The sequence below is a fragment of the Klebsiella sp. LY genome (assembly GCF_004010915.1).
Taxonomy (GTDB): domain Bacteria; phylum Pseudomonadota; class Gammaproteobacteria; order Enterobacterales; family Enterobacteriaceae; genus Klebsiella; species Klebsiella quasipneumoniae.
Map to the genome: position 1 here is coordinate 1314292 of NZ_CP022444.1, position 14339 is coordinate 1328630.

The 14339-nt window shown below is 59.6% G+C and carries 12 protein-coding genes and 1 pseudogene; 5 read left to right on the forward strand and 8 right to left on the reverse strand.

Annotated elements, in window-relative coordinates; translation table 11 throughout:
* The first annotated feature begins 1 nt into the window (after position 1).
* On the forward strand, positions 2–691 hold the full coding sequence (locus tag CE636_RS09145; RefSeq protein ID WP_017900629.1) for a molecular chaperone: 690 nt from the start codon (positions 2–4) through the stop codon (positions 689–691).
* Here the strand turns inward: CE636_RS09145 and CE636_RS09150 are convergent.
* The 5 genes from CE636_RS09150 to CE636_RS09170 form a co-directional block, all read right to left on the reverse strand.
* On the reverse strand, positions 688–1782 hold the full coding sequence (locus CE636_RS09150; RefSeq protein WP_017900628.1) for a fimbrial protein: 1095 nt from the start codon (positions 1780–1782) through the stop codon (positions 688–690). The genes CE636_RS09145 and CE636_RS09150 overlap by 4 nt on opposite strands.
* A 7-nt stretch (positions 1783–1789) precedes the next feature.
* Positions 1790–4345, reverse strand: coding sequence for a fimbria/pilus outer membrane usher protein (locus CE636_RS09155; RefSeq protein WP_050563326.1), 2556 nt, complete (start codon positions 4343–4345; stop codon positions 1790–1792).
* 36 nt (positions 4346–4381) lie between these two features.
* On the reverse strand, positions 4382–5044 hold the full coding sequence (locus CE636_RS09160; RefSeq protein ID WP_017900626.1) for a molecular chaperone: 663 nt from the start codon (positions 5042–5044) through the stop codon (positions 4382–4384).
* A 194-nt stretch (positions 5045–5238) separates the two neighbouring features.
* Positions 5239–5823, reverse strand: coding sequence for a fimbrial protein (locus CE636_RS09165; protein WP_017900625.1), 585 nt, complete (start codon positions 5821–5823; stop codon positions 5239–5241).
* 700 nt (positions 5824–6523) lie between these two features.
* Positions 6524–8044 (reverse strand): aldehyde dehydrogenase family protein, encoded by a 1521-nt coding sequence (locus CE636_RS09170; protein WP_017900624.1) that lies wholly within the window; start codon positions 8042–8044, stop codon positions 6524–6526.
* Between the two features lie 263 nt (positions 8045–8307).
* On the opposite strand from CE636_RS09170, the gene CE636_RS09175 reads away from it, so the two are divergent.
* A complete protein-coding gene (locus CE636_RS09175; protein WP_017900623.1) occupies positions 8308–10095 on the forward strand; it encodes a sigma-54-dependent Fis family transcriptional regulator in 1788 nt (595 codons plus the stop codon).
* A gap of 2 nt (positions 10096–10097) precedes the next feature.
* Here the strand turns inward: CE636_RS09175 and CE636_RS09180 are convergent, their stop codons facing one another.
* Complete coding sequence (locus CE636_RS09180) at positions 10098–10694, reverse strand: undecaprenyl-diphosphatase (RefSeq protein ID WP_004205726.1); 597 nt, start codon at positions 10692–10694, stop codon at positions 10098–10100.
* Between the two features lie 59 nt (positions 10695–10753).
* Positions 10754–11671: a LysR family transcriptional regulator gene (locus tag CE636_RS09185; protein WP_017900622.1), complete on the reverse strand. Its 918-nt coding sequence runs from the start codon at positions 11669–11671 to the stop codon at positions 10754–10756.
* 103 nt (positions 11672–11774) lie between these two features.
* On the opposite strand from CE636_RS09185, the gene CE636_RS09190 reads away from it, so the two are divergent.
* The 3 genes and pseudogenes from CE636_RS09190 to CE636_RS09200 all read left to right on the forward strand — a co-directional run bounded on the left by CE636_RS09190 (position 11775) and on the right by CE636_RS09200 (position 13308).
* Positions 11775–12380, forward strand: a complete 606-nt coding sequence (locus CE636_RS09190; RefSeq protein ID WP_004205724.1) for an FMN-dependent NADH-azoreductase — start codon at positions 11775–11777, stop codon at positions 12378–12380.
* A gap of 74 nt (positions 12381–12454) precedes the next feature.
* On the forward strand, positions 12455–12754 hold the full coding sequence (locus CE636_RS09195) for an ArsR/SmtB family transcription factor (RefSeq protein WP_002914277.1): 300 nt from the start codon (positions 12455–12457) through the stop codon (positions 12752–12754).
* A gap of 7 nt (positions 12755–12761) precedes the next feature.
* A pseudogene (locus CE636_RS09200) lies at positions 12762–13308 on the forward strand (rhodanese family protein).
* Here the strand turns inward: CE636_RS09200 and lpxO are convergent.
* Positions 13289–14191, reverse strand: a complete 903-nt coding sequence (lpxO, locus tag CE636_RS09205) for a lipid A hydroxylase LpxO (RefSeq protein ID WP_004205722.1) — start codon at positions 14189–14191, stop codon at positions 13289–13291. The pseudogene CE636_RS09200 and the gene lpxO overlap by 20 nt on opposite strands.
* Positions 14192–14339: the final 148 nt, after the last annotated feature.

The following is a 14339-nucleotide window of genomic DNA, read 5'->3' on the forward strand; positions in this document are numbered from 1 at the left end:
CATGAAAACTCAGGTGGCTGTTTTGCTCAGCGCATTGGCCTTTCAGGCCTGCGCCGGGATAACCATTAATGCCTCACGGGTGATCTATTCAGGAAAAGACAAAGTCGCCAGCCTGAATATCAATAACCGCAGCAGCACCCCCTATAAAGTGCAGATCTGGCTGGATGCCGGGCTCAATGCCTCGCGCGTCGGCCTGCCGATGGTGGCGACGCCGCCGCTGGTCTATTTATCGCCGCAGCAATCCGCCCAACTGCGCTTTATCTATCTCGGCAGCGGGCTGCCCGACGATCGGGAAAGCCTGTTCTGGGTCAATATCCAGGAGACGCCGCCGACCGCCGGCGACAATCATACGCTGCAATTTGTCGTCCGCACCCGTCTGAAGCTGTTTTATCGTCCACCCGCCATCGCCACCACCCTCGTCAAAGAGGTGCAAAAGCTGCAGTGGCAGCAGAGCGGCAATAACCTGCGCTTGACGAACTCAGGCCCTCTGCATATCACCCTGGTCAACGGAGCGCTGATCGATAATAAAGGCCACCTCTCGCCGATGAGAAACGTGATGCTCCGGCCCTACAGCAGCCATACCGTAATGACCACCGACAGCGCTCGCCTGTACCAGTTGAACTATATCGACGACTACGGCGCGGTAGTGCCGATCCCGCTGCAGGGCAGTCTGCCCCCGGGGCCAGGCTAGTTATACTCCAGGGCGAAGGTCACCATGCTGTTGGCCGTGCCCGCCGCCACAGTGGCGTCGGTTTGCACATACTGCGCGTTAAAATTGATAGCCTCGGCGGTCCCGGCGCTGGCGCCGGTTACCCTTTTCAGGATCGGCAGATTGCTGGCCTCATTGATCTTAACGCTGGTGCCGTCGGGCACCGCCGCGCCGGGGTTATTGCCGTAGGTCAGCTTCACACCGACGCCGCTGGCGCTGTTGCTGACCTGGCTCAGCGCCAGGGTATCGCTCTCCACGCTCACGCCGAAAAAGCCGATGCGCACGTCGGTCGGCGTCGGACAGAACACCGGGATCGAAAAGCGCTTCGCCTGGCCGCCGGTGCTCCCTTTACCGTGAAACTCCGCCCGGTTTACCGTGCCCAGAGTGACCTGGATCGACGACGTCGTCACCTGACAGCTACCGCTGCTGCCGATGTCCACGTTCAGGGCAGCCATATCGATACTGACCGGCGCGCTGGCGACATAGCCGGCGCTGCCGCTGGCCTGCTGCTCAATGGTCATCTCCCCCACCTGCGGCAGCGACGGCGAGTTAGTATGCGTCCCGTCCGCCAGCTGCACCGTCCCGGTTTTATAGAAGGTCACCGCGATCCTGACCGTGGTTTGCTGCTGCGTCATCAGCGCCGGGAGCATCGCGCTGTCGCACACCACCACCGACTCGCCGCCCGCGGAGTGGCTGCCGTCGATAGCGCGCATCGGGCCGCCGGCGCACTGAAAGCTGAGCGAATACCCGATGCCGTCGATGGCGCTGGGGTAGACGTGCTGTCCATTAATCACCACCGGTGCGCCGCCGGTTTTCAGCTGCTTATAGACGATGCGTTTGGCGCTCGCCGTCGGCAGCTGCAGGTCGCAGGAAAAGGGGATCCCGCTGCCGTTATCCGCCATCGCGCTGGTCATCTGGGTATTGACCGGCAGCGTGGGTAAATACTTGATATTGGGAATATTGACCGTGGTCTGACCGATATTCGCGCGGCAGGTTTCCGCCCGCAGGCCGGGAAGATAACCGCTCAGCGTCAGCAGAAAGAGGAAAGGAAGTAGACGAAAAACAGATTTCATAGCCGCCTCAGCGTGTCTGGCACAGTCCGGAGACGGTTTTCACCGTGTTCAGACTCTGCTGTGGGTTATCCGGAAGATGAAAATGCAGCCTGCAGCTCTGCGACTGGTTGTTCACGACCCAGCTCACCGCCAGGGTCCCCTCCTGCGGTACACCGCTGAGGTACACCTGGCCGCCGTCAGCCACCATGCCGCCCGGCGCATTGCCGCTCTCCTCCGCCGTGACCAATTGCGCGCTGGCGCCAAACGGTAACGGCCCCTGGGCATTGCGCAGGGTAAACAGCACCCGGTTGCCAATGTGGGTCCGGTAGTTGGCCATCACCACCGCGCCGCCGCTGGGGATCACCGTCTGCCCCTGCTGGTCGACGTCGGTATCATCCGCCATCGACTCCGTGTCGAGGGTAATGACATTTTTCCGATAGGCGGTGAGGGACGGCACCACGGCATAGCCGCGCCAGTCGGTGTGCACATTGTTGCCGTTTTGTACCGCCACCCCGGCGGCCCCCGGCGCGCGGACGATGGCGAAGCTCTCGCCCACCGTCTGGCCGAAAGTGACCCCGTGCGGATGCGCGACCACCGAGCCGGCGCCTCCCCAGGTCAGCTGGTTGCTGGCGGCGTCATGGCGATAGCCAAGCTGGGCGTTGCCGAAGCCGCCGTGGTAGTCGAGAGCAGCGCTGCTATTGCTGCCTCGTCCCTGATTGCCATAGCCCTGCTGAACCGAGTAGAACAGGTTCGGCCGCGACGGCACCGCGCCATACAGCGACACCTGCTGCGAGGTATAGCCATTGCTGTCCGAGGTGGTGTTGTAGCTCACCGCGCTGTCGGACAGCGGACCACCCAGCGGAATATTGATATTGAAAGACCAGGAGCGATCATTTTTTTGCTGACCGCTGGCGCGGGTGTAGTAATAGCCCACACCCCAGGAGATCCCTTTCCAGGCGCTGTAGAACCCGAGATGTACCGTCTCATCCCGGCTCTGCCGGTGCCAGTATTCCTGCGACCAGGCGGAAACCGCCAGACTCCCCAGATCGCCAAGGCTTTGTGACACCGAGATCTCTTCCCGTCGGCGCCGGTTGTCCACCTGCCCCTGCGCGCTTTCCAGGGCGCTGGCTTCGGCAAAATCGTAATAGCCGCTGGAGGAGTAGCGATAGCTGGCGAGGCTGAATGCGGTGCCCGAGCTGACAAAATTTTTCTGATACTGAGCGCGCAGCGAATGGCCCGCATAGCGCTTACCCGACGGGGTACGGGTGACGGCCTGGGTGACGTCGCCTCCCAGCGATCCGAATTCGCCGAAGCCGCGGCCCAGGCCCAGCGCCCATGACTGATAGTCCTGGGCCAGCTGCGTGCCGCCGTAGAGGGTAAATCCCGCCGACAAGCCATAGAACAGGGTGCCCTGCAGGAATTCCGGCGAGCGCACCGAATCCGCCCCGGAGTGGTAGCGGCCGGCGCTGAGGCTGAATTTGCCTCGCCCTTCGCGCAGCATATACGGCACGGCGGAATAGGGTTGGGTAAAGGTGCGCACCGAACCATTGCTCTCGGTCACCTTCACCTCCAGATCGCCGCTCTGCGAGGTGGGATAAAGATCGCTGATGGCGAACGCCCCCGGCGACACAAAGGTTTCGTAAATCACATATCCGTGCTGGGAGACGGTCACTTTGGCATTGCTGTGCGCCACGCCGCGAATGGTAGGGGCAAAGCCACGCTGGCTGTCCGGGAGCATCTCATCGTCAGACATCAGCTGTACGCCGCGAAACGGGATACTGTCAAACACGTCGCCGGTGGTGTAAGTATCGCCGATCCGCAGCAGACTCTTCAGCGAGCGGACGTCGCGCTGCAGCCAGGTGCTCTGTGAATCCCAGTGTCGGCGCTGCTGGTCGTACTGCATTGAGGAGACGTTGCGCAGCCGCCAGGCACCCAGGTTCACGCCGCTGCGTAAATTGAGATAGTTTGAGCGGCTGCTCTCCCCGTCATCGGCGTTCTTGATTTGCGCGCCGGAAAAGTAGTAATCGACAAACGCGGCCGGCACGCCATCGTCCCAACGCGAGGGATCGACATAGCCGCGGCTTTGCACGTTCATCGCCGCCTGGGGAATACTCAGCGTCAGGCGCTGGTTAGCGAAGGTGAAGCGGCTGCTGGCGTCGGGAATAAACTTCTCGATCCGGGTGAAGGTCTCACCCTCATGCAGCGTTTGAAAAGCCGGAAACGCGCTAACGTTAACCCCATACTCCGCCAGCTGCCCGGGCGTCAACACCGGCTGCAGCTTCCCGCCATCGTCAACAAACGTAATATCGGCCTGGCCCAGCTCCTGGTCGTTAACCACCACGGTGGCAGGGTAAGTCCCCGGCTGCTGTCCGCCGGGTTTGGCGAAGTAGTGCAGATCGGAGGTTTGCTGCTGCGGGTCGGCAAACTCCAGCGCCGCCGGGTCAAAATAGTCGTCAGCCAGCGCCCGGCTCAGCGGGCTGAGACAACAGATCATCGTCGGCAGCGTCGCCAGCGCCAGCGCCCGTCCGGCGGTGACGGGCAACGCGGCATACTCCCGCACCCTGGCTGTTGTTATTCTTTTCATGCTGGCGCCGTCCGGTAAGCTCATTACAAAGGGGAATTACTGCTGGGCGAAATCGCTGACGCCGCCGTAGTCGTTAATCGCCCGCCATTTGACGGTGCCGTGCCCGCTCACCGACCACGTTTTCTGACCGAAGGGGGCCACCATGCCAGGGTCGTCGATTGCCTGCCCGCCCACCTCGACGGCGTAAAAAGAGACAAAATAGGGAGTGGGGTTTGCCACCGTCAGATGACCGCCGGACTGGCTAAACTTCAGCTGCTGCCAGGCTTTCGCCGGGTCGCCAGCCAGGCCGTTGGGGCGATAGAAGATTTTGAATTTCGACTTAATATTGACCTGCAGCTTGTTCACCTCGCCCTGGGGCGTCGGGGCGATACTTTTGACGTTCAGCCAGTAGACCGATTCACGGTCGCTGGGCAACGAGGCGCCAATAAAGTTAATGCGCAGGACGTTATTTTGCTCCGGATCGAGACGGAACAAGGGCGGTGTGACAATGAAGGGCACCCTGGCCTTATCGTTTTCCGCGTAATTTTCCACCCATGACTGCACCAGATAGGGCGTATGGGTATCGGCATTAGTGACTGAAATAGCAGCTTCACGCTTCCCTTCCTGATAAATCACACGGGTTCCACCCATGACAATACCGGCCTGCGCTGCCGTGGAGCACAGCAGAAAGGCCGCAACGGCAATTATTTTCTTCATCATGACTTACCATCAGGCAAAGGTTGAACAGACAATAAAATAAAGCAGTAAATAACAGAGCCAGTACCCGTCGGGATAATTAGCAAAAACAAATATACCGTCACGAATATATTTCATGACTTCATGAAAATTATCTCTTTAGCTATCTGCAATTAATCAGGACACAATGAACTGACTCTGAATAACGTGCAATATGATTAGTTATAAATCATATTGAAATTAGCCGTACCGTCGGCTTTACCTGCCGTCACGGTCGCCGCGGTGGAGACATAGTCGGCGTAAAACTCGAGGTCGGCAGTGCCGGTGCCGCCGCTGGAACCCGGAGTGACCGTCTGTTTTGCGGTCGTTTTACCGAGGCTGACCGCCGTCGTCTGATCGTGCTCATACAGCTTAATGGCTACGCCTTTGGCGCCGCCGCCGTTGATGGCCAGCAGGGAGGTATCCGTCTGTTCACGCGCGCCGTCAAACAGCACGGCGACGGTAGTCACGCTGGCCGGGCAATCTTTCACTTTGATATGGAAAGGAGTTTTCGTGGTTTCGGCGCCGGTGCCGGTAAAATAGTTGCTGGCCCATTTGCCCAGATCCACAGGCTGGCCGGAAGAATTACTATCGACGTTGCAAGAGCTGTCGGTGATCGACCCATTGAAGGTGATCTGCCCGCCGGCGCCTTGCGCACTGGTGCCCGAGTTTGGATTAATGGTATTGGCCGCAGTAACCTGGAAGGCGACGCCAGAAAGCAGCGCCCCTATGAGGATGGTGATAAAGCGAGGTTGTTTTTTCATTATTTATCTCATCGTTAACGAATATATTTTCCATCATCGTCAATAGCTCCATAGCTATCGCGAAACGGCTCGTCAGCTCCTCCCTGTAAATGTTCATTGCGTTCCTTCCGCAGGATAGTAGGCACACGTTCTCTCCACTCTGCTTTATTTCGCCAACAGATGGCCATGAATGACAAGCAGAAGAAAAAAGAGTTATTTTGATGTGCGAAATAAATATATTACCCGAAGTATCAAAAGGCAACCTGAGGAAATGTTAATTGTAGGTTAACAACTGTATTCGCCATAAAGTTAATTTTTGAAATAGCTTTTCAATGTTAATTTACATATCTATACAAAAGAAATTTAAATACCTTTAAACAACAACAGGTCAATTCCATTAACAAATTTAAAGATAAGTGTTCAAAAAGTCGTCTTGTTTTATTGTGCGCTTGCCGGGCAGCACCAAAAAATTAGGAATTTTCCTGGTATTAATATTCATCATTTCTACACAAACGACGCAAAGACAGTCAGCCCCCATCCGATAATTTCTTGTTCTGGAAGTGTTTTTAATTTCAAGTGAAAGTAGTTATATCAGTGATGTGAATATATTGCCGTTGCCGCCGATACAAACCCATCGTTTGCATGGGGTTATTTTGAAGTAAAAAAAATCCGCAACCCGAATGGATTGCGGACTGGGAATCAATCAGAAATGAGATGGACTTCAGAACAGGCCCAGCGGTGCGGTGCCGTAGCTCACCAGCAGGTTTTTGATTTGCTGGTAGGCATCCAGCGCCATCTTGTGCGTTTCCCGGCCGACGCCGGACTGTTTATAGCCGCCGAACGCCGCATGCGCCGGATAGACATGATAGCAGTTGGTCCATACGCGACCCGCTTTTATGCCGCGGCCCATGCGATAGGCGAGGTTGGTATCGCGCGTCCACACCCCAGCGCCGAGGCCAAACTGGGTCTCATTGGCGATAGCCAGCGCTTCCGCTTCGTCCTTAAAGGTGGTCACCCCGATCACCGGCCCAAAGATCTCCTCCTGGAAGGAGCGCATATCGTTGCGGCCTTTAATTAGCGTGGGCTGAATATAAAAACCATTATCCAGCGCCGGCGCGATAGCCGCCCGCTCGCCGCCTGTCAGGATTTGGCCGCCCTCTTCCCGGGCAATCTGAATATAGGAGAGGATCTTGTCGAACTGCTGGCGGGAAGCCTGGGCGCCGATCATGGTGTCGGTATCTAACGGATCGCCGCGGCGGATCTGCGCCACCTTCTCCATGACCCGCGCCATAAAGGGCTCATAGATGGATTCATGGATCAGCGCCCGCGACGGGCAGGTACAAACCTCACCCTGGTTGAAGAAGCCGAGCACCAGCCCCTCCACCGCCTTCTCAATAAACTCCTCTTCTCCCTCCATCACATCGGCGAAGTAGATATTGGGCGATTTGCCCCCCAGCTCGACGGTGCAGGGGATAATATTCTCCGCCGCGCAGGCGAGAATATGCCGCCCGACCGGCGTGGAGCCAGTAAATGCCAGCTTGGCGATACGTTTGCTGGTGGCCAGCGCCTCGCCCGCCTCTTTGCCGAAACCCTGCACCACGTTCAGCACCCCGGCCGGGAACAGATCGCCGATCAGCTCCAGCAGCAGAGTAATACTCAGCGGCGTCTGTTCCGCCGGCTTGAGCACCACGCAGTTACCCGCCGCCAGGGCCGGGGCCAGCTTCCACGCGGCCATCAGCAGCGGGAAGTTCCACGGGATAATCTGACCGACAACCCCCAGCGGTTCATGGAAATGGTAAGCTACCGTGGTTTCATCAATCTCGGCGGTACTCCCCTCCTGGGCGCGCAGGCAGCCGGCGAAGTAGCGAAAATGATCCACCGCCAGCGGCAGGTCGGCGTTCAGCGTTTCGCGGATCGGTTTCCCGTTGTCCCAGCTCTCCGCCACCGCCAGATATTCCAGATGCTGTTCAATACGATCGGCGACCTGCAGCAGCAGCCTGGAGCGCTGCTGCACTGAGGTTTTTCCCCACGCCGGCGCCGCACGGTGGGCGGCGTCGAGGGCGAAGTCAATGTCTCTGGCATCCGACCGGGGAAACTGCGCAATGTTGCTGCCGTCTACCGGGGAGGTATTCATAAAGAATTCACCGCTCAGCGGCTCGACAAATTTACCGTCAATAAAGTTGCCGTAAGCGGATTTAAATGAAACCAGGGCGCCGGGCTGGCCAGGGTGTGCATAACGCATCGCAAATCTCCTTCTGTAGGGTTGAGACGCAGCGGCATATTGATTTTTTAAACTTGCCGCCGAACGCTTCTCACTTTGCAGGGGTTATGCCAGTTTTTTATTTACTTTAAATCTTTTTATTTATTAATAGGTTGCCTTCACTAACTGGGCAGATGGTCAGCCACTGTTGCACGGGTTTCCACTTATGTGTTGCAAATCGCAACACCAAATAAACCAAATAGCTACAATATTGCAACACAGCAACATCGACCCAGAGGTGCCCTGTGCCAGGCAATCCCTTTCTTCTCGCACCAGAGGTTAACGCCAATCCCCTGCTGAGCGATTCATGGTCTCGCTGCCAGCGCTACGGTCTGGATCCCGCTACCGAGGATTTTCCCCGCCTCGACGCCGGCGAGCTGGCGGATCGACTCGCCAGCCACCGCAGCCTGCAGCAGTTGGCGCAGCCGGTGGTGGAAGCCCTGTCGCGCCAGGTGGCGGACCTGCAGTCGGTGGTGATCCTCTCCGACCCCGGCGGTCTGGTGCTGCACACCGTCGGCGATACCCAGGCGATGCAAAAGGCGCAGCGCGTGGCGCTGGCGCCCGGCAATCTGTGGAGCGAAAGCGGGCGTGGGACCAACGCCATCGGCACCGCGCTGGCGATTGACGACGGCTGCGAAATCGATGGCCGTCAGCACTTTCTCACCCGCAACCAGAATCTGTACTGCGCGGCGATGCCGCTCCAGCGGCCGGACGGAAGTATCGCCGGCGTGCTGGATATCTCCGGCCCGGCGGATTTTCCCCACCAGCATACCTTTGGCTGGGTGAAAGCAGCGGCAAAGCAGATTGAGTATCTGTGGGTGAAGCAGAGCCTGCATCCTGAGCAGTGGCTGATGAGCCTGCACCGGCAGGTGGACAAGCTCGACAGCGTCGAGGAGCTGCTGCTGGTCTTTTCCGATAACGTCCTCACCGCCGGCAACCGGCTGGCGATGCGCGAGTTCGGCCTGAGCGCGGCGCAGTTTGGCCAGCTCACCTTTGCGTCGCTTTTTCCGACGCTGACGCAAACGGCGGTCAGCGTTCCTCTGCCGCTGACCACCCCGCAGGGTCGCTATCACTATCGACTGCGCGAGCCCACCCGCCGCCGGGTGGCGGTGAGCGCCCCGCCGGCCATGCAGCTCCCCTTCACCAGCCCGCGGGAAGGCGAAAAGCTGCTCCGGCTGCTTAACGCCGGCATCGCGCTCTGTATTGAGGGGGAAACCGGCAGCGGCAAAGAGTATGTCAGCCGCACGCTGCACCAGCACAGCCGCTGGCGCAGCGGTAAATTCGTCGCCATTAACTGCGCCGCCATCCCGGAATCGCTGATCGAGTCCGAGCTTTTCGGCTACCAGCCGGGGGCGTTTACCGGCGCCAGTAAAAATGGCTATATCGGCAAAATCCGCGAAGCCGAGGGCGGGGTGCTGTTTCTTGATGAGATCGGCGATATGCCGCTGGCGCTGCAGACCCGCCTTCTGCGGGTACTGCAGGAGAAAGAGGTTGCCCCGCTGGGCGCCAGCCGCAGCGTGCCGGTGAACTTCGCCTTGATCTGCGCCACGCACCGCAACCTGACCCAGCGGGTCAGCGCCGGCGAATTCCGCGAAGATCTACTGTGGCGCCTGCGGGAGTATGCCCTGGCGCTGCCTCCGCTGCGCGAGTGGCCAGCGCTGGAAACCTTTATCGCCACCCTGTGGCGCGACCTGGGCGGCGCTTCGCGCCGGGTGACGCTGTCCACCGCGCTGCTGATCCACCTCAGCCAGCTGCCGTGGCCGGGAAACGTACGCCAGCTGCAGAGCGTCCTGAAGGTGATGCTGGCCCTCGCCGATGAGGGCGACACATTAACGCCCGATGCGCTGCCGGAGACTTATCGCACCGCGCCTGCGCCGCTGCCGCGCGGGGGATTGCAGGCCCATGACGAGCAGTTGATTGTCGATACCCTCGCCAGAGTCAACGGCAACGTCAGCCGGGCGGCGCAGATGTTGGGCATCGCCCGCAGCACGTTATACCGTCGCGCCGCCCGTGCCGGACGGCCACGCCGCTGAGACTATGGCGTAAAGCGCGCCGGCAGCCAGGAGAACATCCGCCGGCTGACGGCCTCGCACAGCAGCACCAGTCGTGGGCCGACCGCCTGCCAGACTCGCTTCGCCACGATGACCCCACCGACAGCGACCAGGGCCGCGCCCACCATATCCAGCGGAAAATGCACCCCAAGATAGATCCGCGACCAGGCCACCGGCAGCGCGGCCAGCAGCATCAGCAGGCCAAGCGCCCGCAGGCGCAGCGACAGCAGCGCAAACGCAGCACTGAACATCACCGTACCGTGATCGCTGGGAAAGCTGTTATCCGCCGGATGGCTTATCCAGGTATGGCCGAGGGGGATCATAAACGGCCGCGGATGGAACCAGAGCGTCCCGCACACCATCCCCAGCCCGAGGGAAATGATCACGGCCAGGGTCATAAACAGCGCCTGACGATGTCCCTCACGGCCACCGAGAAACCACAGGCCGAGCGCGATCGTCGGCATCATAAACACAATGCCATTGGCGCAAAAACTGGCCAGCGACAGCAGGCCATCCGCGGCGCCAGGCTGCGCGTTAAGCGCGAAAAAAACAGATTGATTCAGGGTTTCCAGGGCGTTCATGGCGATAGCTCTCAGTCGTCATCTTTCTGTCATTATCGCCCGGACGCCTTAAGATACCCTTAACCGCTGGGCGGTGTGCTTTTAGCAAGGCGCAGTCCTTCCCGCAGGGCATCGATCGCCACCCGCGTTTTTTGCGGCAGCCACGGCCCTTCCGGCCACACCGCGTGGATAGCGAAACGCACACGGTCGCTGGGCGCCAGAACCTGCTGCAGCGTCCCGTCGGCGAGCGCCTGCGCCACCAGCCAGTCCGGCAGCCAGGCGATGCCCATTCCCTGCTGCGCCGCGGCGGCGATGGCGGCAAAGTCATCCTGCACCAGCCACGCCTCCGGGGTGAAGCGCACTTCGCCCTGCTGCGGGTCGTAAAGTTGCCATTTTTGCAGCTGACCGTTATGCAGATAGCCGAGGGTGCGGTGCTCGCTCAGCCCGGCGATGGTCTGCGGCGCCGGCTGGCGGCGCAGGTACTCCGCCGCCGCGCACAGCACCATGCCATGCTCCCCCAGCGCCCGCGCCCGTAGCGACCCGGTATCGGCCAGGCTCCCGATACGCACCGCGAGATCAAACCCCTCTTCCAGCAAATTGACCTGCCGGTCGCTGTAGTGGAGCTCGAGCTTCAGCAGTGGATAGCGCTGACTCAGGCGGAACAGCAGCGGCGCCACGCAGCGCTGGCCAAACAGCACCGGCAGCGAAATCCGCAGCCGTCCCTGCACCTCGCCTTTGCCGCGCTGCAGCGCTTCTTCGGCCTCGCGAATGCGACCCAGCGCCTCCCGACACTGGTGATAAAATTGCTCTCCCTCTTCCGTCAGCAGTTGCCTGCGGGTGGTGCGCTGGAATAGCGCCACGCCGAGACGCGCCTCCAGCCGGGCAATGGTTTTCCCCACCGCCGATCGCGTGACGTGGAGGATCGTCGCCGCGCTGGCAAAGTTACCGCTCTCGACCACCGTGACAAACACCGGGATCGCGTTCAGATCGTCGCGCACAGATTGGTTCCTTATGGGATACAATAGCGGAAAATAATGTCACTCCAGAGAGAAAAAAGACAGTGTTAGTCTCTGCCTCTACCCTTTACCTGAGGCACTTATCATGGCTAACGTTCTGGTATTAAAATCCAGCATTAATGGCGAAACGTCCCTGACCAATCAGCTGATTAACGAATTTCTCGCGGCGCGCCAGGCGGCGGGTCACCCCGATCGGATCCGCGAACACGATCTCAGCGCCATGGCGCTGCCGACGCTGGATGGCGCGCTGTTCGCCGCCCTGCGCGGGGCGGCGGATCCGCAGCCGGCCATCCGCGCGGCGGTTGCGCTCTCCGACCAGCTTATCGCCGAGTTAAAAGCCAGCGACCTGCTGGTGATCGGCGCCCCGATGTATAACCTCAACGTCCCGACCGATCTGAAGAAATGGTTCGACCTCGTGGCGCGGGCGCGGGAAACCTTTCGCTACACCGACAGCTGGCCGCAGGGGCTGGTCGAGGGCGTCCGGGCGGTGGTCGTCAGCAGCCGCGGCGGTATTCACCAGGGCGAAAGCACCGACGCCGTCACCCCCTATCTGCGCGCGGTGCTGGGGCTGATGGGGATCCATGAGGTGGAGTTTATCTATGCCGAAGGGCTGGATAACCGCCCGCACGGTCGCGACGCCGGGATCGCCAGCGCCCGGGCGCAGATAGCCGATCTCGCCGTTCCGGCCTGAGTCACGGGAAAATGTGCTGGCGCTGGCGGTCTTTTTATTTTAGAGTTATCTAAATTTAGAAAAAGCTAAAATACATGACCACACCTGAAGATCTGCAGGCCCGCGCCGGAGAAGCCGCCGCGCTAATGAAAGCGATGAGCAATCCTCACCGATTGCTGATCCTGTGCATGCTGTGCGACGCGCCGCGGGCCAGCGCCGGTGAACTCGCCCGCGCCACGGGCCTGAGCCCTTCCGCCACCTCGCAGCATCTCGCGCGGATGCGTGACGAGGGGCTGATCGACAGCGAACGCGACGCTCAGCGTATTCACTATTTCATCACCCATCCTGCAGTACAGCAGGTGATCAACACGCTGAAAACGCTCTATTGCCCGTGAGGAGCCTATGACCATCGCCACCTTAACCCCTGCCGAAGCCCGGGCGCAGATTGCCCAGGGCGCGAGACTGATAGATATCCGCGATGCGGATGAATACGCGCGCGAACATATTCCCGATGCCGAGCTGGTGCCGCTCGCCGCCCTGAACGGCGGCGCGACCCTAAACGCCCGGGCCGGCGAGCGCGTGATTTTTCACTGCCAGGCCGGCTCCCGGACGCAGAATAACGCCATTCGTCTGGCCGCCGCCGCCGCGCCGGCGCAGGTCAGCCTGCTGGCGGGTGGGATTCAGGCGTGGAAAGCCGCGGGGCTCCCGGTTGAGGAAGATAAATCGCAACCGCTGCCGCTGATGCGCCAGGTGCAAATTGCCGCTGGCGTTCTGATTTTACTGGGGGTGCTGCTGGGCTATACCGTGAACGGCGGCTTTTTCCTGCTCAGCGGCGCGGTCGGCGCCGGGCTCACTTTCGCCGGGGTGACCGGCTTTTGCGGCATGGCGCGCCTGCTGGCGATCATGCCGTGGAACCGGCGCCAGGGGAGTTAAAACGCACTCCAGATAAGCCAGGCAATGCCGCCGAAAAGCAGCCATTTGACGATGTAATAGACCGTCTTATTCCATTTTTTCAGCCGCTTGCCGACAATACGGATCTGGTAGATATAGCGAAATGCCCGGTTAATTCCGCCGGTGCGATCGCTGGCGTCGTTGGGCGCCGAGGCGGCGCTCATCAGATAGCGCCCCAGCCAGTGGTTGACCTTCTGCGCCCAGCGGTAGCGCATCGGCCGTTCAATATCGCAGAACAGAATCAGTCGATTCTCACCGCTGGTATTTTCTGCATAATGGATATAGGTCTCGTCAAACAGCACGCCTTCCCCGTCACGCCAGCTGTAGCGCTGACCATCCACCTCGATAAAGCAGCGGTCATCGTTCGGCGTCGCCAGGCCAAGATGAAAGCGCAGGGAACCGGCGTAGGGGTCGCGATGGCGCGGCAGACGGCTGCCGTCAGGCAGGGTGGCGAACATGGCCGCTTTTACCGACGGGATATCCCGTAGCAGCGCGGTAGTTTGCGGACAAAGCTGGCTGGCGGAAGGATGGGCATCCTCATACCATTTCAGATAAAAGCGTTTCCAGCCGGTTTTAAAAAATGAGTTAAATCCGGCGTCATTATATTTATCGGCCGCTTTAATCTGCTCCAGTTGCTGGAGGCGGATCCCTTCTTCGCGAATAACCAGCCAGTTCTGCTGCAATATCGCCAGCTCGGGAAACATCTCCGGGCGCAGATAAGGCGTATTCGGTACGCGGGAAAATAAATACATAAATCCATTCAGCGGCGCGGTAAATGTGGAATGGTCGGAGAGCTGTCGCCAGAAACGATAGCGCACCCGTCCGCGGTAATGGACATACAGTACAGCAATAACAATGATCAACAGAATGATATACTTCATGGTGTCTTTCCTGACCTGATTGGTGGTAACCCTACCCTCGCCGTCCCCCCTTCTCAGCAGCGGTATGGCGCCAGCAAAACATTAACAACTCTAATACATATACCTCCAAATTGTTTTAACAAAAAACAGCACACCCGGTGTTCAGTGA

What these genes read in the sequence shown, in the direction of transcription:
- CE636_RS09145 (WP_017900629.1), top strand. Translation starts at nt 2, where the DNA reads ATGAAAACTCAGGTGGCTGTTTTGCTCAGCGCATTGGCCTTTCAGGCC.
- CE636_RS09150 (WP_017900628.1), bottom strand. Translation starts at nt 1,782, where the DNA reads ATGAAATCTGTTTTTCGTCTACTTCCTTTCCTCTTTCTGCTGACGCTG.
- CE636_RS09155 (WP_050563326.1), bottom strand. Translation starts at nt 4,345, where the DNA reads ATGAAAAGAATAACAACAGCCAGGGTGCGGGAGTATGCCGCGTTGCCC.
- CE636_RS09160 (WP_017900626.1), bottom strand. Translation starts at nt 5,044, where the DNA reads ATGATGAAGAAAATAATTGCCGTTGCGGCCTTTCTGCTGTGCTCCACG.
- CE636_RS09165 (WP_017900625.1), bottom strand. Translation starts at nt 5,823, where the DNA reads ATGAAAAAACAACCTCGCTTTATCACCATCCTCATAGGGGCGCTGCTT.
- CE636_RS09170 (WP_017900624.1), bottom strand. Translation starts at nt 8,044, where the DNA reads ATGCGTTATGCACACCCTGGCCAGCCCGGCGCCCTGGTTTCATTTAAA.
- CE636_RS09180 (WP_004205726.1), bottom strand. Translation starts at nt 10,694, where the DNA reads ATGAACGCCCTGGAAACCCTGAATCAATCTGTTTTTTTCGCGCTTAAC.
- CE636_RS09190 (WP_004205724.1), top strand. Translation starts at nt 11,775, where the DNA reads ATGGCTAACGTTCTGGTATTAAAATCCAGCATTAATGGCGAAACGTCC.
- CE636_RS09195 (WP_002914277.1), top strand. Translation starts at nt 12,455, where the DNA reads ATGACCACACCTGAAGATCTGCAGGCCCGCGCCGGAGAAGCCGCCGCG.
- lpxO (WP_004205722.1), bottom strand. Translation starts at nt 14,191, where the DNA reads ATGAAGTATATCATTCTGTTGATCATTGTTATTGCTGTACTGTATGTC.